We start from the raw sequence: 25418 nt of genomic DNA on the forward strand, positions 1-25418 counted from the left end.
AAAGCTCGAATCTTTGTTCAATAAATGCAGCTGGGATGTGTCGTTTTGCTAGTGTGAATTCAGAGGAACATGGACAGTTCAGTAGCCATCGCGTTTTGATAAGGCCCGCAGAGAATGATCTTATCCCTTGTTGGTATGAATGGCTTTGGTTTTTGTCAAATTGGGTCAGCCCTCGCAAAGTGCTACTGTGATGGGCCAGCATTTCTTGAGGCTTGTGGGGCGGCTATGGGTGTTTTCGCACGAGGTACTGGGCAAGCTTTGCGGCGAATGGGCCGATCAGCAAAACCATTAAGGGCACGAGTATGGCTGTTAAGAGAAGGGTTTGGACGGGCAAGGCAAGGTCTGCCTGCGCCCATTGAAAGCCCAGTAAAGCTGTTGTGACAGTGACGTAAACCACGACCCACGCGAAAAACACAGTGAGTGCCCGCATCATCGTTCGCCCTCCATAAACTCGGTGATGATTTTAAAGTAGTCCGGTAACATCGCTCGCAGCGCCGTTTTTCCTGCATCAGTCAGTGCCAGTTGGTGGGCCCGAGAATCTTCGTTGTCTTGTGTGCGAACAAGCAGCCCAGCGCTGAGCATGGACGACACCGTGCGGTGTAGGACCGGTTTAGATACATCGAGACGCTGGTTGATCTCACTTTGACGAAGGCTGTCCGTTTCTGGTTCACGATCGATCACGACGAGCACGAGGAATTTAAGCTGCGAAAGATTGTGGTTAGCAAAGTAGGCATCCAACAAACGGACCAACTGGCTTGCCGATCGCATCATCGACAGGGCTTGCTCCACCCCGTCTGTGCTGCCTGTGCCTGTCGCCTTAACGTAGCCCTCAATCATCATGCGCGTGGGAAGCTCTTTAAGGAAGAACATGGCTCTACGTCACGCTGTTCATGGGCAAGATACGAGGCGGTTTGGCCAACCATGTTTGGTAGGATTTGAAGACAGCTGCTGTGTAGGGTTGTGCGTGATGCTGGTCCAGAGCGTTCTGATCTGTCCATTTTTCGTAGAGATATAAAGTGTCTTGATCCGGTGACTGGAATAAATCAAAGACCAGACATCCTGCTTCAGCGCGTGTTCGTTCAAGAATGCCGATGATGGCTTGTTGCGCATCCTTGTAGTGCTCAGGTTTTGGCGTAATTTCTGCAAATATGAAAAGAGAGTTTAGCATAGTTAGTCCTTATTTGGTTATCATGGTAACTAAAGTCAATTCACCTTCCTGTCAAGGGGCCCATGTTTTGATCTATGCGGCGCGCAGTGAGGCAGCAGAGGCTCCCTCAATTCCGGCAGGTATGGCCAAATAGGAGTTCAACAAACGCCAATAGCGCCACATGACCTGCCATGCAGCGTTGAAGCGGTGATCCCCCAAGGTACGGGGTGGGCAAGGCGAGCAGGCAGTGCCTGCGCTACTTGTTAAATTAGTTTCTTCGGCATTGGCTGCTCGCCTCGCCCGGGCGTTTTTGTATGAAACAAGGTCTCCACCGAAAGGCATTGGGAGCAGGCACTTTCAACAACAAACCCACTTGCCAGAGGCAAATACGAGTGTCGGTGAAAGCTAAACGCCTGCCAGTGTAGACGCCCATCGGGTGACCAGCTTCCGCTTGGTCCCTGCACTAAAGACTTTCAAGGGGTGTTTCAACGGACCCGCCGGGGGATGCGTTATGTCTCCCGGTAGCCCCGCCCAGCCCACGCTGCACTGACGGTCGCTCCGCCAGCTGCCCGTGTCCGTGGACATGGGATTAGTATGGGGGGCGTGGGACAGGAGGGGGATAAGGTTTTTGAGACTGCGTGTGACCTAAGCCGGGGTGATATGGGCTCTTGAGAGGGGAGACATACACAGTATCTAATATCTTGTAGGACGTTGTTTGTGGTGAGCAGTTCATAGGTCCCGGTTCTTTGCTGCGCCTTGCCCGGCATGTCACCAAGGCAGGAGCAACACTCTCCCTGAAAGGATGCTTCAGCGTACTAACGAAAGATCATAGGATGCTCCTCCACCAAAAGGCGCGCGCCTTTCACTTTCTAAGCGCCGGTTTTCTTGGCATGAGAGACATGATAGAACCCCTCCCCGCTTGCATGGCTAATATGCGCTGGGGGGATGGTGTTTTTGACGATATTCCCTTATAAGCGCGTCAAAAGGGAGACAAAAGCCGTTCAATTTTTAGCGGTGTTCTGGCTTACGAGCTCTTGTCCTTGAGCTGAAAACCTCTTGGTTTCACACCGACTTCACAGTGCGTGCTTAGGATATGCCCAGTCTTCAAAAAAGTACTTGAACCCCCATTGGAGGTGCTCCTTGCATTCGTCCACGGAGGCGCTCGCGCCCAAAAAACCTGGCTTTTCAGCCAATACTATTAAAGTTGAACTGCTTTCTGGCCTGACCGTTGCGCTTGCTTTGGTGCCTGAAGCCGTCGCATTTGCATTCGTTGCCCAGGTAGAACCACTCGTTGGCTTGTATGCTGCGTTCATCGTGGGAATCATTACAGCCGTATTTGGTGGTCGTCCAGGCATGATCTCCGGTGCAACCGGCGCGCTGGCTGTTGTCATGGTATCCCTCGTGGTCACTCACGGTGTAGAATACCTGTTCGCTGCTGTTGTCCTGATGGGTATCCTCCAAGTGATCTTTGGTGTGATGCGCTGGGGTAAATTCATCCGCATGGTGCCACACCCAGTGATGCTCGGTTTCGTGAATGGCCTGGCCATCGTGATCTTCCTGGCGCAAATGGGTCAGTTCCAGAGCGTTGATGAAGTAACCGGGGTTGCAAGCTGGCTGGCTGGAATGGATATGGTGCTGATGCTCGGCCTTGTTGTGCTCACCATGGGCGTGATCTGGTTCCTGCCAAAGGTAACCAACGCAATCCCTGCTCCGTTGGCTGGTATTGTGGTTGTTTCTGTGATCGTGATTGGCCTTGGGCTGAATGTGCAAACTGTTGGTGATCTGGCCCCGATCTCCGGTGGCCTGCCAGAGTTTCATATCCCAATGGTTCCGCTGAACTTTGAGACGCTTCAGATCATTTTGCCATACTCCGTTATTTTGGCTGCAATCGGTCTTATTGAGAGCCTTTTGACGCTGAACCTTGTTTCTGAAATGACAGATACACGCGGCGGCGCATCCAAAGAGTGTCTTGCTCAGGGTGCTGCAAACGTTGTGACTGGCTTCTTTGGCGGCATGGGTGGCTGTGCAATGATTGGTCAGTCCATGATCAACGTGAAGTCCGGCGGGCGTACGCGCCTTGCAGGTATCGCTGCGGCTCTGTTCTTGCTCAGCTTCATTTTGTTTGCCTCTCCGCTGATTGAGCAGATCCCACTGGCAGCGCTGGTTGGCGTGATGTTTATGGTTGTTATTGGCACCTTTGCCTGGAACACCTTCAAGATCTTGCACAAAATCCCGCGTACCGATGCGATTGTTCTGGCACTTGTAACCGGTGTAACTGTGTACTCAGACCTTGCCGTTGCTGTTGTGGTCGGAGTGATTGTGTCTGCGCTTGCGTATGCATGGAATGCCTCCAAGCGTATTGATGCCCATACAACAACCAACTCAGAAGGCCAGAAGATCTATAAGCTGGAAGGCCCGCTGTTCTTCGGTTCTGCTGCTGGTTTTCAGGAAATCTTTGACCCGCAGTCTGACCCGAATGACGTGATTGTCGACTTCATCAATTCACGTGTGGTGGATCACTCCGGTCTGCAGGCGATTGATGCGCTGGCAACCCGCTATGAGCTGGTTGGCAAGACCTTGCACCTGCGTCATTTGTCTCCAGATTGTAAAGACCTGTTGCACAAAGCTGGCAGCATGGTTGAGGTCGCTGTTTTGGAAGATCCGCATTACGGTGTTGCAGTTGACTATGATGCTGAGATGCAAAAAGAAACGCAGCCGCATAGCGCTTAGTACAGTTTGATATGACAATATGAAAAGGCGGAGCTAATAAGCTCCGCCTTTTTTGTTGCTGGACTATCAGGTTCTGCGATTAACCGCGATCGCCCTGTCCGTCACGACTACCTTTGCCGTCCTTTGGACCTTTGTGCCAGCCTCTCTTCATTTTCTGAAAATCAGCTTTTGTGATCACACCATCTTTGTTGCGGTCCATACGCTTCATCATGTCTGCGGTTGGAGTAAAGAACTCTTCCTGTGTCACAGTCAGGTTGCCATCTGCATCAAGACGCTGGAATGATTTCACATAGAGAGGCTCTTTGAACTGAGCCGTGATCTTTTGGAAACCAGCCAGATCGACAGGACCGTTTGTAAAGATCTTGTCTGCAAGCGTGTTCAGTTCACCCTTGGAGACTTTGCCATCGCGATCAAGGTCAACCTGAGCCATCATTTGGCCCATCATGCCATGACCACGCGGACCACCGTCACGCATGCCATGATGGCCACCTTTGCCTTGTCTGCCTTCACGTCGGCCTTCATCCCAACCGCCTTTGCCAGGTTTTCCGTCTTTCATCTTTGCAGGGCGCTCACCTTTGCGCTCTTGCATGCGATCCATTCGGGCCGTCATGCGCTCTGCCTGATTCAAGAACTCGTCACGGGTCACCTGACCATCGCCATCAGTATCAAAGCGCTGGAAGATGCGGATTGAACGGTCCTGCCCACGGGAGTTAGATTTGTCAGCAGCAAAGACTTTCCATTCTTCCAATGTGATGGTGCCATCACCTGAAGAATCAGCTTTTGCGAACTCGCCATTGCGCTTTGTTTCAATTTCAGCCGCTGTCACAGCGCCGTCGCTGTCAGCGTCAAATGTGGAAAAGAACTGGCTGCCCATGTTACCTGCATTGCGTCCACGTTCACCAGGGGATGCCATTGCAGCTGGCGCAAGAGCGGTACCTGCAATCAAAACAGCCATTGAACCTGCGAAAATAGATTTCATATTAAGCATCTCTTATTCTCCGTATATTCAAAGCCCTAACCGGGGGAAGCATGTGTGAGTGAGCTTCGATAAGAAGAACTTAGGTGCAATTTGTCGCAAAACTACACCGGAAAACCCCCTGGTTTGTCGCAGAGTCTGGCAGACTTGGCAGCGGTGACAGTTTGATACATTTTCGCAGCCGCCTCCTCTTTTCCCATTTTGCAGAATACGGCATAAGATGATCATAGAATTACATGTCCGCTCCCCGTTTGGTGCGAGTGGTACAGTTAAAGCGAGGAGCTATGTCTCACAGTACCGCCCACATTCTTATTGTTGATGATCATCGTGATATTCGCGAGAGCCTCGCTCGCTACCTGACAAAAAACAATATGCGCACCACTGTTGCGGATAGTGCGGCGGCAGCGCGTAAGATATTAAAGAACTCTTCTATCGATCTTGTTGTTCTGGACATCATGATGCCGGGAGAGGATGGCTTGTCCCTTTGCAGGCATCTGGTAGAGACCAATCGCGCTCCTGTTATTCTTCTTACCGCTATGGCAGAGGATACAGACCGCGTCGTCGGGCTTGAGATGGGCGCTGATGATTACGTCACCAAACCGTTCAACCCGCGAGAGTTACTTGCACGTGTGCGAGCCGTCTTGCGCCGGTCCAGCAGTGTGCCGCGTGACCGGGACCCTATAAAATCTGAAAGACTGGCCTTTTGCGGATGGGTTCTTGATACCGCCCGCCGTGAACTGGTGGACCCTGATCAGGTGAGTGTGCCTTTGTCATCGGGTGAATTCCAACTGCTTTCCACGTTCTTAAAGCGACCACGCATGGTGCTTTCCCGCGAGCAGTTGCTTGACCTGACCTCTGGACGGTCACTGGGTGTTTTTGACCGTTCCATCGACAATCAAGTCTCACGCTTGCGCCGTAAAATCGAGGCTGACCCCAAGAACCCTGAGCTAATTAAGACTGTCTGGGGCGGCGGCTATACATTTACAGGGGACGTGACGGAACATACGCAATGAAAACCCTGGGTCGCTTCCTGCCGCGCCGATTAGCCCCGCAACTCATCTTGTTGTTGCTCGCTGCACTCATTCTTGCGCAAGCGTTGAGTTTTGTTCTTCTGGGCCGCGAGCGCCAGTATGCTCTTGCCAACCTGGCACGCGATAATGCCTTGTCGCGCACCGCCAATGTAGTGCGCTTGTTAGAGTCAACGCCTCCTGATTTGCACAGACAGGTATTGCGCACGGTTTCCAACTCACGCACGCGCTTTACAATTGGCGAGGCACCAACCGTTGCTAAAAGCGGTGGTGATGAGCACATGGAGGAACTCCTTGCCAATTACCTGACGCGTCGTCTGGACCATGAGAGACAAACGCGCGTCGCCGTTATCTACAGTGACGAAGCAAAGCAGGATGCAAGAAACAATTGGCGCGAAAGAACCCCACCTCCGCCGCCGCCTCAAGTTCATGATCGTCCCCGTCATGGTCAGAGCCAACCTCCACCTGACAGGCGCAGTGAGTTTTTTAAGAAATACCGCTGGTTTTCACTGGATGGCATGCAGCTTTTTGCCTCAATTGAACTGACGAACGGCGAATGGCTTAATATTGAGAGTAACTTCCGGCTGCCGAAGCGCTCTCTTGTGCCAAGTTTACTCCCCATTGCGATCATGGCCTCCCTGATGATCCTAATTGTCTGGGTCTCAGTTTACCGGCTAACAAAACCGTTACGGGTGCTGGAAACAGCTGCCCAGGATCTGGGCCGTGGGGCTCAAGTGAAACCCCTAGAAGAAGCAGGCCCGGCTGAAGTGCGCGCTGTGACGCGCTCCTTTAATCAGATGCAAGAACGCCTGACCCGCTTTATCTCCGACAGGACGCGGATGCTTGCTGCAATCAGCCATGATTTGCGTACGCCAATTACGTCCCTGCGTATTCGTGCTGAATTCGTTGATGATAAAGAAGACCGGGAGCGGATGATCGCTACCCTGGACGAAATGCAGGCTATGGTGGAGGAAACGCTCGCCTTTACACGTGAAGATTCAAAGCACGAAGAGCTGCGCCCGGTTGACCTTGGAAGCTTACTGGAAAGCATTGCGAATGATCAGGAGGATATGGGCAACCATGTGAGTGTTGAGGCTCACGACAGGATCGTATTGAAGTGCCGCCCGCTTGCACTCAAGCGCGCCTTCCAGAACCTTATTGGCAACGCAATCCGATATGGTGAGGAAGCCAGTGTTTCCTTTGAGGTCGACGAAGCTCATGCCGTGATTACCATCAGCGACAAAGGACCTGGTATTCCGGCCGACCGTCTGAATGACGTTTTTGAACCGTTTGTGCGGCTGGAGGAATCTAGAAATGAAAAAACTGGAGGCATTGGCTTGGGCCTTGCCATTACGCGCAGCATCATACATGCCCAAGGCGGCACTATCCGGCTTGAAAATAGCGCAGAAAATGGCCTCATGGCAATTGTGAGCCTGCCACTTTAACCCCCTACTTGAGTGAGAGAGATTAAGGCTTCTGTTACCCTGGCAGAAGGCCCTTTCTCACGTCGTGGTTCCCCGCTTCGTCACTGCTCTGCATAACAACAAGAAGCAGAGCAACAATGACAGATCAGAATGAAATCAAAACAGAACCGGCTGTGGATACGGCATCTTCTGTTGAGGCCCTTGCCAGCGCTATCGCCCGAAAAGGATACAAGGCCGTCGGGCGATATTATTCATTTTCCAACTGGAAGAAGCTTCAGCCAGTTGAAGCCCAACAACTGATTGCTGCTGGTCTGACACTCTTCACTGTTTATCAAGATGCCAACAACAAGCCGTCAACATTCACAAAGGCCGCGGGAACACAGCAGGCTGGAGAGGCTTTGCACCTTGCGCAAAATATCATCAGGCAACCCAAAGGTTCAGGTATCTATTTTGCCGTTGATTATGATGCTTCCTATTACGATTACGTGCACTACATCACACCGTATTTCGAAGCGATCAAGGCAAGTTTTAAAGAGGCTGGTTCACCCTACAAAATCGGTATTTATGGAAATGGACTGGTCTGTGAGAATGCGTTGAAGGATGGTTTGGTCGACTTCACCTGGCTAAGCCAATCCAAAGGCTTTCGTAACTACCAAGAGTTTAAAGATTCTCATAAATGGAACATTCTGCAAGGAGGTGACGTCAAAATCTCAGGCACGGATTTTGACAGTGACATCCTCAATATGTCTCTGGGTGACTATGGTGGCTTCACGCATCTGGAAACGAAAGATCAGACATCCTCATCGTGTGATGGCAAAGATTAAGGGGCGCCTGCGCAGGCACACATACCTGCGCAGGATTGTGCAGTTTAAGCCGAAGCGCCGACTCTGGCTTTGGCTTCCAAACGACGTTTGTGCAGCACAGGTTCAGTGTAACCGCTTGGCTGGATACGTCCTTCAAACACCAGATCGCAGGCCGCCTGGAAAGCGACTGAGTCGTCATAGTCTGGGGCCATATTGCGGTAGGCGGGATCGCCAGCATTTTGGGCATCAACCACAGCGGCCATGCGTTTCATGGTTTCCATCACTTGCTCTTTTGAACAAACATTGTGATGCAGCCAGTTGGCGATGTGCTGTGATGAGATACGGCAGGTTGCGCGATCTTCCATCAGTTCCACATTGTTAATGTCTGGAACTTTGGAACAACCGATGCCCTGCTCCACCCAGCGCACTACATAACCAAGGATGCCTTGCGCGTTGTTGTCGATTTCCGCCTGAACATCTTCCGGTGTCCAGTTTGGGTTGATCGCAACCGGGATGGACAGAATATCATCCAAGCTGGCAGGTGTGCGCGTTGAAAGCTCTTCCTGCACAGCTGGCACGCATACTTGATGGTAATGCAAGGCATGAAGGGTTGCAGCGGTTGGAGATGGAACCCAAGCCGTGTTTGCACCAGCTTTTGGATGTCCGATCTTCTGCTCAAGCATGGCGTGCATCAAGTCTGGCATCGCCCACATGCCTTTACCGATCTGCGCATGTTCACGCAGCCCGCACGCAAGACCAGTGTCTACGTTATGGTTCTCATAGGCGTTGATCCATGTGGACTGCTTCATGTCCGCTTTGCGGATCATAGGGCCTGCTTCCATGGAGGTGTGCATTTCATCTCCGGTTCTGTCCAAGAAACCAGTGTTGATGAAACAAACGCGGGACTTTGCAGCGCGGATACACTCTTTGAGGTTTACCGTGGTGCGGCGCTCCTCATCCATGATGCCCATCTTAAGGGTGTTTCGTGGAAGCTCCAGTACATCTTCAACACGCTCAAACAACGTATTTGCAAAGGCAACTTCTTCTGGACCATGCATCTTTGGCTTTACGATATAGACCGAGCCAGACACAGAGTTCATATTGCGAGCAGATGCCCCTTCACGGCTGCCAATATCGTGGATCGCACAAAGTGAGGTGACCATAGCATCCATGATGCCTTCAAACACTTCATTGCCGTCCGCATCCAAAATGGCCGGATTGGTCATCAGGTGACCTACGTTGCGCACCAGCATAAGGGAGCGGCCTTTTAGTGCCAGCTCATCACCTTGCGCGTCGGTGTACAGGCGATCTGCATTAAGCTCACGGGTAAAGGTAGTTCCGCCCTTACTTACTTGCTCTTTCAGCTCACCAGTCATCAAGCCCAACCAGTTGCGGTAGGCCAGTGCTTTGTCCTGACCATCCACGGCTGCAACTGAATCCTCGCAATCCATGATGGTGGAGATTGCAGATTCCAAATTGATATCGCTGATACCTGCCTTGTCAGTTGATCCAATTGGGCTGGAGCTGTCAAACAAGACATCAAAGTGCATGCCATTTTTTTGCATCAAAATGGACTTCGGCGCGTCTTTGCTGCCCGTGTAGCCAACAAATCCAAGCGGATCTTGCAGACCGGCCATGTCGCCATTTGCCAGTGTCAGAGCCAGAGAACCGCCAAGGATTGTAAACTCGGTGACGTCCACCCAGCTGCCTTCATCCAGAGGGAGCGCTTCGTTTAGCTTTTGGCGTGCGAACGCGATGACCTGTGCGCCGCGTTCTTCGTCGTAGCCACCGGCCTGCGGGGATGTTCCCATGGCATCAGTGCCGTACAATGCATCGTATAAAGAACCCCAACGTCCATTTGCAGCATTAAGCGCGTAACGGGCATTCATGACAGGAACAACGAGCTGCGGACCAGCGATCTCAGCTATTTCCGGGTCAACGTTGTCGGTTTCAACATCAAAGCTCTCGCCTTCCTGTTGCAGATATCCGGTTTCTTTCAAGAAGGTCTTGTAGGCTTCCAGATCTATGGCACCGGGGTTTGCTTTGTGCCACTCGTCAATCTGCCCTTGTAGCGTATCGCGGGTTGCCAAAAGCTCGCGGTTTTTGGGTGTCAGGTCCGCGATGATCTTAGAAAAGCCGTCCCAGAACTGCTCGGATTTCACACCTGTTCCAGGTAGAGCTTCCTTCTCAACGAATTCATAGATCTCCGGTGAAACCTGCAGCGATGAAACACTTACTCTTTGCGACATGGGTCCCCCTCGTTTGGTCTTTATCTGCAGGATATGCCGTCACTTCCTGCCACCATTTTTTTCCAGAGCAAACACTTGCAAATTCACTCATAAGTTTCAATGCATCAATTCGTTACCCGCCCTATCAAAACACAGTTCATTCACGACACACGTCAGCCTATTTCACCTAATACATTGAATTTGCATCGCCTTTTACGGTTTTTCAGAGGTATGTAGTTACGCGTGCGCATACTTGATGAAACCTCTACAGCCCTTGTGGAAATTCACCTTGCATTTATCTGGAGCAAGGTGAATGGTGCCCCCACCTTTTGTGCAGCACCTCCAGCTTGCCTATAGACGGACAATTTTATGCCTTTCCTCGGTTCATTTTACGGCAAACCCATGCTTTTGCTGGTGTTGACGACGCTTATGTGGAGCGGCAACGCGGTGGCAAGTCAGCTCGCCGTTGGGCATGTTTCTCCCATGGTCGTTGTTTTCTTGAGGTGGGCGATTGTGGCTGCTTTGATGAGCATGATTGCCTGGGGCGAGCTTGTTGCATCCTGGAAGGCGATCCGCCCTCACCTGCACAGCGTCTCTTTGATGGCTGCCTTCGGTTTTTCCGGGTTTAATGGGCTGTTTTATCTAGCTGCCCATAACACCACGGCATTGAACATGGGTATCTTGCAGGGGTCTATACCCATGATCGTGGTGCTGGGCGCTTACTTTTTATACGGTGCGCGGGTGACGCTGGTGCAGTTTATCGGCATTTTACTGACGCTGCTTGGCGTATTTGTTGTTGCCAGCCAGGGCAGCTTAGCGGTGTTGCTAAACTTGCACATCAACCCCGGTGACGCGCTGATGCTTATCGCAGCGGTGTTTTATGCAGGTTATACACTTGCCTTAAGAAACCGCCCCAAGGTGCCTGCACTCGCCTTTTTTGCGGTTATGGCCTATGTCGCAGCGCTGGTTTCGATTCCCATGCTGGCAATTGAGTATAGCCAGGAAACCCTCGTCTGGCCGTCTTTTCAAGGCTGGTTGGTCATTCTTTACATTGCCATCTGCCCATCCTTCCTCGCCCAGATTTTTTACATACGCGGGGTTGAGTTGATTGGACCAAACAGAGCCGGTGTCTTTGTCAATCTGGTGCCGGTTTTTGCCTCGGCCATGGCAATTATATTGTTGGGCGAAGTTTTTGCTTTCTACCACGGCCTTGCGCTTGCGCTGGTTCTTGGTGGCATCTGGATTGCAGAGAAATTTGCCTGGGAGAAACAGTTCAAAAAAGCCGGAGGCTGATGCATTTGCAAAATTCAACTGCAATACTCACAGGCCATAAACTCTAGCATTTCAGTAGACTTTATTTTTGTGCTAAGACACAGGCAAGTGTTGTTGTGACGTGTTCAGCCAGCCTCAGCCAGACATGCACGCCTCGTTACAAATAGTAATTGGCGTATTCAATTTTTGAACCGGTTTCCAGGTTTCAGGGAATACGCACTCCTACACTCAGAGGTTTTGCGTTGGCAGTATCGCCCGGTCTATCTCCAACAGATATTCCTGCCTCAGAAAACGCGGGCATTCCTGCGCGTTTTGCAATGCAGTTGAAGTCAGCTCACCCTGACGGCAGCAAGCAAGTGGCTGCGCGTGTCGTTGGGCACCCTGCGGCACATGTTGTTGCTGCGGAGCTGCGTGAATTTTCAGGTTTTGAAACGAACTTTGCTCTGGTTGCACAGCGTTTGATCACGTCCTTCGTGGAAGAGAAGGGTGCGCCGACCAAGAAGATTGCGGCCAGCCTTGCACTTAAATCAAGCTGTCAGGCAATTTTAAACAGAATTTCCGTTACCTATCTGCTCACAGGGCGGGCACCGCGCCTGGATGAATTGCGCTTTGTATTGCATGATACGGCGCCTTGGGTTGAGCTGTTTTATGACCCACGACTGACACTTGAAAACTTCGAGCTTAACCCAGATCAGGGGCCGGCGGAGTTGTTTGCCCTGTCTATATGCTTTGAAGAGGTTATTGCCGTTTTTCATCGCGAGCTGGGCCGACGAAAAGTGCCCCCTTCCGTCTTTTATTCCACTGTGGCGATTTCAATCATTTCACCGCTTTTGGTGTTGCGCCGTCATGGTGCCAAGCCAGCGGAAGTGGCCAGCTTGATGCGTGCCTATCTGGCAAGCCTTGGAAAGAAGATCAATGGCGGCATCATCTGGCGACAGCGACAACACGAGGGGCTGGTTGAATATGCCCCCAGACGCAAGGCCTGTTGCCTGAAATATGCCCTGCCTCACAAGCCACATCTGTGCTCCACCTGCTCGCGTAGCACTCAGACAACGTTTTTCGACGAGTTTCAGGGGCCTGTTGGCGGCCACATGTTAAAGGATGGCCGCTAGATCGACTTTACATGGTCGCCGTTTGTTTGCCGATATCTGGCAGGGTCACAATGCGGTTTCCGCGCAAATCACTTGCACAGATGATAAAGCCTTGCTCTTCCATATGTGTCAGGAGCCAGCGCGCGCGCCCGGGTGAACGTGTGCCGTAGGCTTTCGCGATATCCAGATCTGCAGGGCACGGTTCTCCCGCCATCGCTGCCTTGGCAAGCAGCAGATAAACACCGCGCATTTCTTCAGGCAGATGAGCTGCAATAACTTCTGCCTGTTGCCAATCGCCATCCTCTACTTCCTTCTTGTCGACACCTGCACGGGCGACAGAAAGGAGTTTACGGAACTTGGCGAGGTCCTGGGATTTGAGGCGTTCAATACGACACCTGACCTGGAAATCCTGATAGAGCTGGGAAACAGGAGCAAAGGCAGCTTCAGGATCCTCCAAAATTTTGGCAATGATCTCCTGATACTGCTGGTTCTTCTCTTCAAGGTTGAAAAGATCTTCCGGTTCAGCTTCCACCACTTCCTTGTGCTGCGCCTGCATGTTGCTGGCAGCCGTTTGCGATAGCTGCATCATCACATCTTTTGCAGACGGCGCAGCAACGCGGTTATGGTTCAAGACCGGATCATTTTCAGTCGCTGTGAAAATCAGTTCAGCGGCCTCTGCTGCTGGCTGGTTCGGCATCGGCAGCAGTTTGGGTGAGCCGCCACGACTACCAGTGACCACGTCACCAATCACCACCTTTTGCGGACGGCGTGTCATTGCTGGCCCGAGCGAAATGAACTGACCACGCTCAAGATTACGAAACTGCTCTGCCTGACGGCGATCCATACCCAGCAGGTCGGAGGCGCGGGCCATATCAATATCAAGGAACGTACGTCCCATGAGGAAGTTGGAGGCTTCCGCTGCCACGTTCTTTGCAAGCTTTGCAAGACGCTGCGTGGCAATAATGCCAGCCAGACCGCGCTTACGGCCACGACACATCAAGTTGGTCATCGCCATCAAGGAAAGGCGACGGGCTTCTTCACCAAAGTCGCCAGAAGCAGCAGGAGCAAACAGCTGGGCTTCATCCACCACCACCAAAACCGGGTACCAGTACTGACGATCGGAATCGAACATGCCGTTCATAAATGCAGCAGCTGCTTTCAGCTGCTTATCGGGCTCCAGATGTTCCAGATTCAAAACAACAGAAATGCGGTGCTGGCGCACACGTGCTGCAATCATGGTGAGTTCGCGATCATTCATGGTCGCCTCAATCACCACATGCCCGAACTCATCAGCCAGCGATACGAAGTCACCTTCCGGATCGATCACGACTTGCTGGACCCAAGGTGCACTTTGCTCCATCAGACGCCGCAACAAGTGCGATTTGCCCGACCCAGAGTTTCCCTGGACAAGCAGTCGCGTGGCAAGCAATTCTTCAAGATCGACAACAGAGGGAGTACCATGGGGGGCGACACCCATTTCGATGCTGACCGTCATTCAAAATCTCTTGTTGTGCCGTTTCAAGGCAGTTACTGACCGTGGTTCCGGCAAAATATCTGCTAGCTGGGAAGCCAACGTAATCTCTGTGATTCTTGCGGAAATAGCAAAGTTAGCCGCAGCGTTCTTTTGCTTTCCCACAAGCGTGCGGTGTGACATTCAAACCAGCACACTATTGGCCTTTGAAGCCATGAAATCCAATGCCACATCTGAGTTAAACTGGCAAATGGATATGCCCGATTTCCAAGGGGCAAGACCACATGCCGCGAGAATTGCGGACATATGCACCAATTTGCGCGGTGGTTTCAGTTGAGTTGAGATGCTATGGACGGCATTATATATAGAGTCGTTGCTGACAGCATAAGGGGGCAGTCTGGACATGAGAGTAGAAACCTACGCAGAAAAAGTAGCTGATGGCATAATCCATGTTTTGGGAATTGCCTTTGGGGCAGCTGCAACAACTGCATTTATTATGGTCTTATGGGCGGCAGATGATTACGCACGTCAAATCAGCATATATATTTATGTTGGCACACTCCTTGCCATGCTGATCTGCTCTGCGACCTATAATATCTTACAAAAAGACAACAAAATCGGTATCTTACGCCGACTTGATCACTCGGCAATCTATTTCCTGATAGCCGGCACCTACACCCCATTGTGCCTCATGGTCCTTGGTGGGTGGCTAGGTATTTTGATGCTTATAGGAATCTGGGTTTGCGCCATTTCGGGTGCAGCGATTAAGATCTTGCATATCACCAAGATGGATAGGCTGGCGGTGCCAATTTATCTTGCGATGGGCTGGGTGAGCTTTTTTGCAATTGTTCCTATCTACAATGAACTCTCCCTCGTAGGCTTTACGCTTCTGGCAACTGGGGGCGCTCTTTATACCACTGGAACCCTGTTTTATATCTGGAAGAACCTCCCATTTCAAAACGCGATCTGGCACGGATTTGTTCTTTCCGCAGCAGCCTGTCACTTTGCGATGATCATGGTCGATGTTGCCCTGCCCGGGCTAGCCTAAACCTTACAGCGAGCGAGCAAGAACAGCGGGCGCAGGCCCCTGACTTGCTCGCTCTTACTTAGTCAAACACTGCCTTCAGTCTCAACAACCAGCACACGTGCTTCTCCCTTAGGATGGGCGACGTGTTCTGTTCCAGCAGAAGCATAAAAGATGTCTCCGCTCCCGAGAACAACACAGTGCTCTGCACCTTCAAGGCGGTATTTCATTTCAACCAAACCGGCTAATACAACAAACACTTCCTCGCCTTCATTTGTGTGCCATTTGTAGGGCTGGTCTGTCCAATGCACACGCGTGGTAATACCATTCATGTTGGCAATCAGCTGTGAGCCCCACGCCTGTTTTGCAACGAACTCGCCGCCTTTGATCACACTTGCCATATAGTCCTCTCTTTCAAAAAACTCTGATTTCAAGTGATCCTATTGATTTTATGGGGCTAATAAATAAGAGTGTTGTTTCACACTCTGCCAATATGGCCTCGCTTCATGCCATCGGCACTGGGACCTGAACCTGATTGAGCAGATATCTCTCGCTTCCTGTTCACAGCTTCTCGTGCCTTCCACCTTTTCCGGAGTACTTTATGACAGACACTGCCCCACACTTAGTTCCAGTTTTCGACGGTCATAACGATACGTTGCTCTCGCTGGAGCGCCGGTCCAATACTCCGAAAGAGCGCAGTTTCTTTGAGGCTGCGAACTATGACCACATAGATCTGCCACGTGCCCGTCAAGGTGGTTTTGCAGGTGGCTTATTCGCCATGTTCACGCCTTCGCAGCTAAAGAAGCCGAAGGAAGGAGAAGAGCGTGATTTTAGTAGTCCAGAGAATTTCGTCTCCATCACGCAAAGCTCAGCTTTTGACTACACGATGAAACTGGCCGATATCGCATATGAGGTTGAGGCCACCTCTGATGGAGAGGTTAGGATCTGCCGCAGCACATCCGATATCAAGTCAGCGATGGCCGACGATAAGCTGGCGATGATGCTGCACGTAGAGGGCGCTGAGTGCATAGACAAAGACTTCGAGGCGCTTGAACTGCTTTACAATCGAGGTTTACGCTCCTTAGGCCCGGTCTGGAGTCGTGAAACAATTTTTGGGCATGGCGTGCCTATGCAATACGAGCAGACCCCTGACATTGGCCCTGGCCTTACAGACCTTGGTAAGGAGCTGGTGCGCCAATGCAACCAGCGCCGTATTCAACTGGATGTGTCTCATCTCAACGAAAAGGGTTTCTGGGATCTGGCAAGGATCACTGACAATCCAATCGTGGCCAGTCATTCCAATGTTTACAGTATTTGCCCAGTGTCGCGGAACCTGACAAACAAGCAACTGGATGCTATCGCAGAATCCAAGGGCCTTGTGGGCATAAACTTTGCTGTCTTTTTCCTGCGCCCAGACGGGCGGATGGACCCGGATATGCCGCTTGATGTGATCTTGAGGCATGCAGATCACCTGATCAACAAACTGGGCGAAGATGGCGTCGCGATTGGGTCTGATTATGACGGCTGTCTGGTCGCTAATGACATCAAAGATGTTACTGGCTTACCGAAGCTGATTGAAGCCTTCCGCAAAGCAGATTTTGGCGAAGAGCTTATTGCCAAGATCGCGCATAAGAACTGGATCAGCGTTTTGGAACGGGCTGGAATTTAGGCTGGTTTTTACACCTGAAACACGGATTAAGCGGTGAGTTTTGATGGATATATATTACTGGGTAATCTTTTTCGCAACAGTGCTTGGTGTCTCTCTCATACCGGGTCCAAGCACCTTGATCGCATTCACACACGGGGCAACCTATGGATGGAGCCGTTCTGCTTATACAGCGTTTGGAAACAGCACGGCATCAGTCCTGCAAGCGAGCGCTGCCTCCGCAGGTTTGGGGGTCATTATAACAAGCTCCGCACTTATGTTTGCGGCAATTAAATATGCAGGCGCTGCCTATCTTATTTATGTCGGCATTCAGATGTGGCACAGTGCTGCTCGGCCGGTTTCGCTTGCTTCTCAAGACCGTCATCACGGCAGACTATCTCGAAAACTGTTTTCTGGAGGCTTTACAGTTGCGATCAGCAACCCAAAGGCCATTGCGTTTTTTACTGCGCTCTTCCCGCAGTTCATGTCCGCCGACGGTAACAGTTGGGCGCAGTTGAGCATGATGATTGTGCTGGTTGGTTTGGGAGCATTTCTCGTTGCGATGATCTATGGATGCCTTGGTGCATGGGTACGCGGATTGGAGCTTTCCAAATCTCTCATGTCTCGTATTTACAAAACCACAGGCGGTTTATTTGTTGCCAGCGGGTTTGGTCTTGCTGCCTCTCGAAACGGTTAACACGGCCATCAAGTGAATGTCAGCATCACGCGTTGCTGTGTTCCAAATGCAAAAACCCCGGAGCAATGCCCCGGGGTTTTTATTATCACCACCAAGTGGATCTTAAGCAGGCTTCAAAGCAGCTGCTGCGATCAGTTCCTTGGTGTATTCTTCTTTAGGATTGGAGAAGATCTCTTCTGCCAAACCTTTTTCGACCACTTCACCTTTCTGCATCACCATCACGGTATCAGACATGGCGCGCACCACTGCCAGATCATGTGAGATGAACAGGTATGTCAGGCCGTGCTCTTTTTGCAGATTGCGCAGAAGCTCAACCACCTGTTTTTGCACCGTGCGGTCCAACGCAGAGGTTGGTTCGTCCAGCACAACAAGCTTAGGGTTAAGGATCATCGTGCGAGCAATCGCGATACGCTGACGCTGACCACCTGAGAACTCATGCGGGTAGCGGTTGCGCATAGCCGGGTCCATGGACACTTCTTCAAGCGCCTGAATAGCCCGCTGGTCTCGTTCTTTTGCAGAGAGCTGCGGTTCGTGAACCAACAGGCCTTCCGTGATGATCTGACCAACTGTCATACGTGGTGACAAAGACCCAAACGGATCCTGGAAGATAAGCTGCATCTCTTTGCGGAGTGGACGCATCTTCTTTTTGCTTGCACCTGTGATATCGTTGCCCTGATAGACAACGCGGCCACTTGCGTTTGGCAGAAGCTGCAGGACCGCACGGCCCAGAGTGGATTTACCAGAACCAGATTCACCCACGATGCCAAGTGTCTGGCCTTCGCGCACTTCCATAGAAATGTCGTTGACCGCACGCAGAACGTGGTTTGGTTTCAAAAAGCCTGTTTCAGTTTCAAACTCAACCCGAACCTTTTCTGCATCCAGAACGATTGGGTTGCTGTCTGGAACCATGCTTTTTAAGCCCGTTGGCTCAGCATCCAGAAGCATCTTGGTGTAGTCGTGTTTCGGCTGACCAAAAATTTCCTTGGTTGGGCCTTCTTCAACAACTTCACCAGACTTCATCACGTAGACACGGTCGGAAATGCGTTCAACGATCGCAAGGTCATGGGTGATAAACACCACAGCCATGCCCAGGCGCCTTTGAAGATCAGCCATCAGCTCAAGGATCTGTGCCTGTGTGGTCACATCCAATGCTGTGGTTGGCTCATCGGCAATCAGAACATCAGGATCGTTGGCAAGAGCCATCGCGATCATAACACGCTGACGCTGACCACCAGACATCTCGTAGGGATATGCCTTCACCTTGCGAGCTGGCTCAGGAATACCAACCAGCTCCAACAGCTCAACAGCACGCTTTTTCGCGCTGGCCCAAGTGTACTCACCGTGCTCAACCATTGGTTCACACAGCTGACGCTCAATGGTGTACAGCGGATCAAGCGAGGTCATTGGCTCCTGGAAGATCATGGTCACTTTAGCGCCACGGATCTTGTTGAGCTTGCGAATTGACGACCCAAGGATATTCTCGCCACGGTAACGCACTTCACCATGGGTGATGCCGTTACCTGCCAGAAGACCCATGGCTGCCATCATGGTCTGGGATTTACCAGAACCAGATTCACCCACAATCGCAACAGTTTCGCCAGAGTCCACGTGAATGTTCACGCCTTTAACGGCATGAACCATTCCAGTGTTGGTTTCGAAATCAACTTTTAGGTTGTCGATCTCAAGAACAGTGTTTTCGTTAATCTTGCTCATTCTGTCCTCTTATCGATCTTTAGGGTCAAGCGCATCGCGCAGACCATCGCCGATGAAGTTCAGCGCGAACAGCGTTGAGGTGAGGAAGATTGCCGGGAAGACCAGCATCCAAGCCGAACCTTGCAGGTTACGCGCACCTTCGGAGATCAACACACCCCAAGAGGTCATTGGTTCCTGAACACCAAGGCCCAGGAAGGAAAGGAAGCTTTCCAGCAGGATAACTTTTGGTACCAGCAGCGTCATGTAGATCACGACAGGGCCAAGAGTGTTTGGAATGATGTGGCGTCTCAAAATACCACCACCTTCAACACCCATAGCTTCTGCAGCCTGTACGTATTCCTGACGCTTGATGGACAGGGTCTGGCCACGAACGATACGTGCCATATCCAGCCACTCAACAGCGCCCACAGCAATAAACATCAGGACGAAGTTACGGCCGAAGAACACCACAAGCATGATCACGAAGAAGATGAAGGGCAGTGAATACAAAATATCCACGATGCGCATCATCATCAGATCAACCTTGCCACCGAAGTAGCCAGATGCCGCCCCGAAGAACACGCCAATGCTGATTGCAACAAATGTTGCCAGCAGGCCGATGGTTAGAGAGACGCGGCCAGCAATCAGTGTGCGGGTCAGCATGTCACGACCATTTGCATCTGTACCGAAGAAAAAGTGCATGTACTGCACGTCTGCGGTCACAGTCGCATTCTTCTTGTCTGCCGAAATGCCGCTGATGCTCGCATTTTCAAACAGGTCAGAGCGGTCGAAGTAACGTGCGTAACGCTCATCAACTTTACGGCTGGATGTGATGGTCGCAGTGACCTTATCGCCATCTAGCTGGTAGCTGTCCACTTTCATGCGCGCGCGCTTAGCGATCGCAGCAAAAGTTGGCTGGATCTCATCCTGTTTTGGATAAGCCTCCAGGCTAGCAGGCGCTTTGACGTAGTCGCGGTAGACCTGATCGTACGGGTGCGGGGTCAGCATTGGTCCAACAACGGACAGCAATGTGATAACAGCCAGCACGATCAGCGACGTCACAGCAGCTTTGTTTGCGAGAAGACGATCACGGGCGTCATCCCACAGCGAGCGGCCCATTTTTGGGGCTTCTTTCAGCTGGTCGGAGGTAACACTCATTAACTCGAGTCCTCAATCAAAACGCACACGAGGATCAAGCATTGCGTACAGCAGATCCACGATGAGGTTGAAAATAATAACAAAGCACGCAACCACAACGACAGTACCCATAACCAGGGTGTAGTCGCGGTTCAAAGCACCTTGGACGAAGTAGCGGCCAATGCCTGGAATACCGAAGATCGTTTCGATGACAACGGAACCCGTCAACAACGCTGCAGCCGCAGGGCCGAGATAGGAAACGACCGGCAAGATCGCGCCACGCAATGCATGAACGACAACGACGGTGTAACCTGACAGGCCATAGGCGCGTGCGGTGCGCACATGGTTGGAACGCAGAGCTTCAATCATTGAACCACGGGTCAAACGGGCAACAACAGCGATCTGAGGCAGAGCCAGCGTCACGACTGGAAGGACCATATTGACGAAAGCGCCACCATTCCAACCACCAACAGGTAGCCACCCGAAGTGAACCCCCATAATCAGGGTCAGAATTGGAGCCACCACAAAGTTAGGTATGGTCACACCAAGTGTCGCTGCTGCCATTACGGAGTAATCGACGCTTTTGTTCTGGCGCAGTGCTGCCACAACCCCCAAAAACCCACCAACAGCCAGGGCAAGAGCGAGAGCGGAAAGGCCAAGCTGCATGGAAATTGGAAGACTTTGGGCGAACAGTTCATTGATCGAGAAATCTCGGAAGAAGAAACTTGGGCCAAAATCACCGGACATTACGCTCTTCAAATAGATGAGGTACTGTTCCCAGAGGGATTTATCCAAATTGTATATCTTGTTCAGGTTCTCCATGACCTTTGCTTCCAACGGACGCTCCAAATCGAATGGACCACCCGGCGCTACGCGCATCAGGAAGAAGGAGATGGTAATAATCAAGAACAAGGTCGGTATCGCGCTGAGCAATCTGCTCAGGACATAGCGTAACATGGGCCTTGCTTCTCCAGTTGTTTTTCGTTTTTATTTGCCGAAAAGTTCACAAAAATGCCAGCCATGCCACAGTTTGCATGACTGGCATTTTCAGTAGGGTTAAAGATTATTTGGTAATCTTGACGAAACGGCTCGGATGTACATCCAGAAGGTTGGTTTCGAAGCCAGAAACCTTATCAGAAACAAGGTTCTTGGAACCGTAGTACATCAAAGGCAGGAACGGCAGATCGCGCATAAAGATCGCTTCAGCTTTCTTCAGGGTCTGCGCACGTTTATCCAGATCAACCGTTATTGCTGCTTCATCCATGAGCGCATCATACTCAGGGTTGTCGTAGCGAGCGTAGTTGAAGCCAACGTTGTCACTTTCTGTCATGAACAGGAAGTTCTGCGGATCAGAGTAGTCACCAATCCAGCCAGCACGCGCCACGTCGAAGTCACCACGGTCACGCAGGTGTGCGTAGTGAGTTTTGGTGTCGGTGTTCAGCATGGAGACTTCAACACCAAGAGGCTTCCACATGTCAGCAATCGCAACTGCTGTGTTCTTGTGGTTTTCAGAGGTGTTGTAGCGGATTTCCACTTTAAGCGGGTTGCTCGCGCTGTAGCCTTTGGATTCAAGAATTTTCTTGGCTACTTCTTCGCGATCCAACAGATCCATGTCTGCCCACTCGGCGTAAGCAGGTTCGCCGTAGTTTCCAATTCCAGGAGGAACCAAAGAGTAAGCAGCAACCATTGTGCCGCCCCAAATGTCTTCAGCCAAGAACTCACGATCGATTGCCATGGAAAGCGCCTGACGTACTTCAGGGTCTTTCATTGCTTCAGATTCGTGGTTCAAAGCGTAGTAGTAGTTACCCAGGTAAGGAGCAACTTTGAACTGGGAACCCATCTTTTCGCGAATAAACTCGATCTGCTCAAGTGGAGCATCGTTGTTTGTGTCAAGTTCGCCAGCCTGGAAGCGGCGAAGTGCTGCGCCACGGTCTTCAGTTGGGTAGTACTTAACTTTGTCGGGTCCAACGTTTGCCGCATCGTGGAAGAACGGGTTTTTCACTGCGGTTACAGCATCATTAGGAACGAAGCTGGAAAGCATGAATGCACCGTTGCTCACGAAGTTTTCTGGCTTGACGAAATCAGAGCCGAACTTCTCAACTGAAGCAGGGTGCACTGGCAAGGCTGACTGGTGCGCCAGCAACTGGATGAAGTAAGGCGTCGGCGCGTGCAATTTGATTTCAAGAGTGAGGTCGTCAAGCGCTTTAACAGCAAGCTTGTCGCCTTCCATCTCACCTTTATTGACGGCTTCGGAGTTGAGGATTGGGTAAAGAACGTTTGCGTACTTGCCACCAGTCATCGGGTTCATGATGCGGCGCATGGAGTAAACAAAGTCACCAGCAACAACTGGATCGCCATTTGACCACTTTGCGTTGTCACGCATTTTGAAGATGTATGTCAGGCCATCGTCAGAAACAGTCCAGCTTTCTGCCGCACCAGGGATAATTTCTCCCTTAGCGTTATAGGCAACAAGACCTTCGTAAAGGTCACGCAGGATGTGAGCTTCATAGGTTGTAGATGTTTTATGCTGGTCAAGAGTTTCCGGGTCAGCGGAGTTACCACGATTATAAACGGTTTCGGCCGTAGCAGATAGTGATGTCGCAGCTACAAGAGCAGCAGCTAACGCTGACATACGAATTGACTTGATCATACAGATCTCCCTCTCCTCAAATTACATTCCGCCAGTTTTGGAGACTGGCAGTTGGCAGCAACATTTCACTGTTGCGTAATTATAGCAAGTGTTGGCGAACCAAATTTTCCCATAATTAGCACACATTTTGATGTGATATTTGATTTGAAAACGTATTTCGTATTAATATTTCACTATTTACCTAAAATTCAAAATAATATTTCAAAATAAGTTGCTGAATCTTTTGCAATCGCGTCACAATGCCGCTCGGCGCTTGTGACACCCATTTTTTCACAGGTGTGGCAAAAAACTTTAACGCTTGCTCATTTGTGGTAGAGCACTACCAACAATTTCACTCCGAGCGTTGAAATGCGCTGTTTTGGGAATCTTGAAAGACAAGCTTAATGGCACCACCGCTTCTTCATGTGCGAGACATACACCTTAACTTTGGAACGACACCTCTTCTGACTGGCGCAGAGCTGCAAGTCGGGGAAGGCGAGCGGATCTGCTTAGTCGGTCGAAATGGATCGGGCAAGTCCACCCTGCTAAAAATAGCTGCTGGATTAGCAGAGCCGGATAAGGGCGATTATTTTCTACAACCAGGGCGTACAATTCGCTACCTGCCGCAGGAGCCTGACCTTTCTGGATATCCCACAGTGCTTGCCTATGCAGAAGGTGGACTAGCGCCGGGCGATGACCAATATCGGGCCAAATACCTATTGGAAATCTTAGGCTTAACTGGCGAGGAAGATCCAGAAACCTTGTCAGGTGGTGAAGCGAAGCGCGCCGCTATTGCCCGGGCGCTGGCGCCGGAGCCGGATATTCTCTTGCTGGACGAACCAACCAACCATTTGGACCTTCCGGTGATTGAGTGGCTTGAGTCTGAGCTGAAGCAGATGAAGTCTGCCATTGTTCTTATATCGCACGACAGACGCTTTTTGGAGAACCTATCTCGTGTAACCTACTGGATTGACAGAGGCATTTCGCGGCGGATGGGTCAAGGATTTGCGCAGTTTGAAGAGTGGCGCGATAAGATCTTTGAGGAAGAGGAAAAAGAGCAGTCTCGGTTGAACGAGAAGATCCGTCAGGAAGAGCATTGGATGGTTTATGGCGTGACTGCGCGTCGTAAGCGGAATATGCGCCGTGTGCGGGAATTAGCCGACTTGCGTCAGAAACGCCGCGAGCATAAAGGGCCGCAAGGCACCGTAAAGATGGCGGCAACTGAGGGGGATATCTCTGGAAAGCTCGTCTCTGAAGCCAAAAACATCGGCAAGACCTATGATAACCGCGTGATCGTCAAGGACTTTTCTACACGAATTCAGCGCGGCGACCGAATTGGCTTTGTGGGACCCAATGGGGCTGGCAAGACGACCCTGCTCAAAATGCTGACGGGCGAACTGGCACCAGATTCTGGCGCGGTACGCCTTGGTGCGAACATCCAGATGATCACACTGGACCAAAAGCGCGAGAAGCTGGACCCCAACGACACCCTCGTCAACGCCATGACGGGAGGCAGTGGGGACATGGTCATTTTGGGGGACACCTCCAAGCATGTGATGAGCTATCTCAAGGACTTCCTGTTTAAACCGGAGCAAGCGCGCACCCCTGTGCGTGTTCTTTCAGGCGGCGAACGGGGCCGGTTGCTGCTGGCCCGTGCCCTCGCTTCCCCTTCTAATCTGATGGTACTCGATGAACCGACCAATGACCTTGACCTTGAAACACTAGATCTTCTTCAGGAGTTGATCGCCGACTATCCCGGCACTGTTTTGCTGGTGAGCCATGACCGTGACTTCCTTGATCGGATCTGCACAAGCGTGATCACTATGGAAGATGACGCGGGCAAATGGGGCGAGTATGCCGGCGGCTATAGCGATATGGTGCGCCAGCGCGGGGAAGGTGTTCAGGCGCGTAAGTCTGCTAAGGCGAGTAAATCTTCTGAGCCTTCAAAGGGGGATAAACCTTCCAAGGCTGCGCCGAAGCAGGAAAATAAGAATTCTGGCTTGAACTTTACACAAGCCCATCGCTTGAAGAGCATTCCTGCTGAGATGGAGAAACTTGAAGCTAAAATCTCTAAATCTCAAAAGGAGTTAGAGGATCCAAAACTGTTTAGTGCCAACCCTGATAAGTTCAACAAGGTGACAAACGCGATTGGCAGCTATCAGGAGGAACTTTCTGCATTAGAGGAAGAATGGCTGGAACTGGAAATGCTGGCAGATGAGGGCTAACCTCTTCTAAATAAAACAAATTCGTTAAAGGCCCTCTTTCCATAAGGAGGGCCTTTTTTGCATCTACCTGTTTGCGTTGATATGTGCGCGGATTTGAAAGGAAGGCGAAATCCTTACGTTTTTTGGCGAATTCTGATTTAGGATTCTGCAAGGCTTGCGCCGCACTGCTTCTTGCCTATCCAAAACGGTTATGTTCAAT

22 protein-coding genes are annotated in these 25418 nt (G+C 51.2%); 11 read left to right on the top strand and 11 right to left on the bottom strand.

Translation table 11 applies throughout. The annotated features are described in order from the left end of the window. Positions 1 to 223 precede the first annotated feature (223 nt). The 3 genes from BMZ51_RS02435 to BMZ51_RS02445 are packed head-to-tail and all read right to left on the bottom strand — an operon-like array spanning position 224 to position 1168. The gene (locus tag BMZ51_RS02435; protein ID WP_068002931.1) at positions 224 to 433 is read right to left on the bottom strand and encodes a hypothetical protein; all 210 of its coding nucleotides are present in this window, start codon (positions 431 to 433) and stop codon (positions 224 to 226) included. Then, on the bottom strand, positions 430 to 870 hold the full coding sequence (locus BMZ51_RS02440) for a MarR family winged helix-turn-helix transcriptional regulator (RefSeq protein WP_068002929.1): 441 nt from the start codon (positions 868 to 870) through the stop codon (positions 430 to 432). Before BMZ51_RS02440 ends, BMZ51_RS02435 begins: the two co-directional genes overlap by 4 nt. Before the next feature lie 4 nt (positions 871 to 874). Next, positions 875 to 1168, bottom strand: a complete 294-nt coding sequence (locus BMZ51_RS02445) for a putative quinol monooxygenase (RefSeq protein ID WP_068002925.1) — start codon at positions 1166 to 1168, stop codon at positions 875 to 877. A gap of 1119 nt (positions 1169 to 2287) precedes the next feature. On the opposite strand from BMZ51_RS02445, the gene BMZ51_RS02455 reads away from it, so the two are divergent. Further along, complete coding sequence (locus BMZ51_RS02455; RefSeq protein WP_068006326.1) at positions 2288 to 3877, top strand: SulP family inorganic anion transporter; 1590 nt, start codon at positions 2288 to 2290, stop codon at positions 3875 to 3877. A gap of 79 nt (positions 3878 to 3956) precedes the next feature. Here the strand turns inward: BMZ51_RS02455 and BMZ51_RS02460 are convergent, their stop codons facing one another. Continuing rightward, positions 3957 to 4856, bottom strand: a complete 900-nt coding sequence (locus BMZ51_RS02460; RefSeq protein WP_208979224.1) for an EF-hand domain-containing protein — start codon at positions 4854 to 4856, stop codon at positions 3957 to 3959. 281 nt (positions 4857 to 5137) lie between these two features. Between BMZ51_RS02460 and BMZ51_RS02465 the strand changes: the two genes are divergently transcribed. The 3 genes from BMZ51_RS02465 to BMZ51_RS02475 all read left to right on the top strand — a co-directional run bounded on the left by BMZ51_RS02465 (position 5138) and on the right by BMZ51_RS02475 (position 8129). Beyond that, positions 5138 to 5866, top strand: a complete 729-nt coding sequence (locus BMZ51_RS02465; RefSeq protein ID WP_068006322.1) for a response regulator — start codon at positions 5138 to 5140, stop codon at positions 5864 to 5866. Then, positions 5863 to 7326, top strand: a complete 1464-nt coding sequence (locus tag BMZ51_RS02470) for an ATP-binding protein (RefSeq protein WP_068006320.1) — start codon at positions 5863 to 5865, stop codon at positions 7324 to 7326. The genes BMZ51_RS02465 and BMZ51_RS02470 overlap by 4 nt, the downstream gene beginning before the upstream one ends. Positions 7327 to 7442: 116 nt before the next feature. Continuing rightward, entirely contained in the window at positions 7443 to 8129 is a 687-nt protein-coding gene (locus tag BMZ51_RS02475) for a DUF1906 domain-containing protein (RefSeq protein WP_068006319.1), read from the top strand. A gap of 44 nt (positions 8130 to 8173) precedes the next feature. Here the strand turns inward: BMZ51_RS02475 and BMZ51_RS02480 are convergent, their stop codons facing one another. Next, entirely contained in the window at positions 8174 to 10357 is a 2184-nt protein-coding gene (locus tag BMZ51_RS02480; protein ID WP_068006318.1) for a malate synthase G, read from the bottom strand. Positions 10358 to 10738: 381 nt separating this feature from the next. Between BMZ51_RS02480 and BMZ51_RS02485 the strand changes: the two genes are divergently transcribed. Together BMZ51_RS02485 and BMZ51_RS02490 are read left to right on the top strand one after the other, a co-directional pair. Beyond that, a complete protein-coding gene (locus BMZ51_RS02485; protein ID WP_068006408.1) occupies positions 10739 to 11629 on the top strand; it encodes a DMT family transporter in 891 nt (296 codons plus the stop codon). A 221-nt stretch (positions 11630 to 11850) separates the two neighbouring features. After that, positions 11851 to 12720 (top strand): hypothetical protein, encoded by an 870-nt coding sequence (locus BMZ51_RS02490; RefSeq protein WP_068006316.1) that lies wholly within the window; start codon positions 11851 to 11853, stop codon positions 12718 to 12720. Between the two features lie 7 nt (positions 12721 to 12727). Here BMZ51_RS02490 and BMZ51_RS02495 read toward each other — a convergent pair whose 3' ends face one another. Next, positions 12728 to 14194 carry a helicase HerA domain-containing protein gene (locus BMZ51_RS02495; protein WP_068006314.1) on the bottom strand — a complete coding sequence of 489 codons (1467 nt, stop codon included), beginning with the start codon at positions 14192 to 14194 and terminating at the stop codon, positions 12728 to 12730. Here BMZ51_RS02495 and BMZ51_RS02500 point away from each other — a divergent pair. Further along, positions 14181 to 14507, top strand: a complete 327-nt coding sequence (locus BMZ51_RS02500) for a hypothetical protein (protein WP_068006312.1) — start codon at positions 14181 to 14183, stop codon at positions 14505 to 14507. The two genes, BMZ51_RS02495 and BMZ51_RS02500, sit on opposite strands and share 14 nt — an antisense overlap. Positions 14508 to 14573: 66 nt before the next feature. After that, the gene (gene trhA / locus BMZ51_RS02505; protein ID WP_068006310.1) at positions 14574 to 15218 is read left to right on the top strand and encodes a PAQR family membrane homeostasis protein TrhA; all 645 of its coding nucleotides are present in this window, start codon (positions 14574 to 14576) and stop codon (positions 15216 to 15218) included. Positions 15219 to 15280: 62 nt separating this feature from the next. Here trhA and BMZ51_RS02510 read toward each other — a convergent pair whose 3' ends face one another. Further along, positions 15281 to 15595 (bottom strand): cupin domain-containing protein, encoded by a 315-nt coding sequence (locus BMZ51_RS02510; protein ID WP_068006308.1) that lies wholly within the window; start codon positions 15593 to 15595, stop codon positions 15281 to 15283. Between the two features lie 200 nt (positions 15596 to 15795). Between BMZ51_RS02510 and BMZ51_RS02515 the strand changes: the two genes are divergently transcribed. Beyond that, positions 15796 to 16863: a dipeptidase gene (locus BMZ51_RS02515; RefSeq protein ID WP_068006307.1), complete on the top strand. Its 1068-nt coding sequence runs from the start codon at positions 15796 to 15798 to the stop codon at positions 16861 to 16863. A 43-nt stretch (positions 16864 to 16906) separates the two neighbouring features. Further along, complete coding sequence (locus BMZ51_RS02520; RefSeq protein ID WP_068006305.1) at positions 16907 to 17536, top strand: LysE family translocator; 630 nt, start codon at positions 16907 to 16909, stop codon at positions 17534 to 17536. A gap of 102 nt (positions 17537 to 17638) precedes the next feature. Here the strand turns inward: BMZ51_RS02520 and BMZ51_RS02525 are convergent, their stop codons facing one another. The 4 genes from BMZ51_RS02525 to BMZ51_RS02540 all read right to left on the bottom strand — a co-directional run bounded on the left by BMZ51_RS02525 (position 17639) and on the right by BMZ51_RS02540 (position 23015). Next, the gene (locus BMZ51_RS02525) at positions 17639 to 19249 is read right to left on the bottom strand and encodes an ABC transporter ATP-binding protein (RefSeq protein WP_068006303.1); all 1611 of its coding nucleotides are present in this window, start codon (positions 19247 to 19249) and stop codon (positions 17639 to 17641) included. Between the two features lie 9 nt (positions 19250 to 19258). Further along, on the bottom strand, positions 19259 to 20386 hold the full coding sequence (locus BMZ51_RS02530; RefSeq protein ID WP_068006302.1) for an ABC transporter permease subunit: 1128 nt from the start codon (positions 20384 to 20386) through the stop codon (positions 19259 to 19261). Positions 20387 to 20398: 12 nt separating this feature from the next. After that, entirely contained in the window at positions 20399 to 21322 is a 924-nt protein-coding gene (oppB, locus tag BMZ51_RS02535) for an oligopeptide ABC transporter permease OppB (protein ID WP_068006300.1), read from the bottom strand. 106 nt (positions 21323 to 21428) lie between these two features. Then, on the bottom strand, positions 21429 to 23015 hold the full coding sequence (locus tag BMZ51_RS02540; protein WP_068006298.1) for a peptide ABC transporter substrate-binding protein: 1587 nt from the start codon (positions 23013 to 23015) through the stop codon (positions 21429 to 21431). Positions 23016 to 23398: 383 nt separating this feature from the next. Here BMZ51_RS02540 and BMZ51_RS02545 point away from each other — a divergent pair, with 383 nt between their 5' ends. After that, positions 23399 to 25219 carry an ABC-F family ATP-binding cassette domain-containing protein gene (locus BMZ51_RS02545; RefSeq protein WP_074881727.1) on the top strand — a complete coding sequence of 607 codons (1821 nt, stop codon included), beginning with the start codon at positions 23399 to 23401 and terminating at the stop codon, positions 25217 to 25219. Positions 25220 to 25418 lie beyond the last annotated feature (199 nt).

Source organism: Pseudovibrio axinellae, assembly GCF_900110875.1.
Lineage (GTDB): Bacteria > Pseudomonadota > Alphaproteobacteria > Rhizobiales > Stappiaceae > Pseudovibrio > Pseudovibrio axinellae.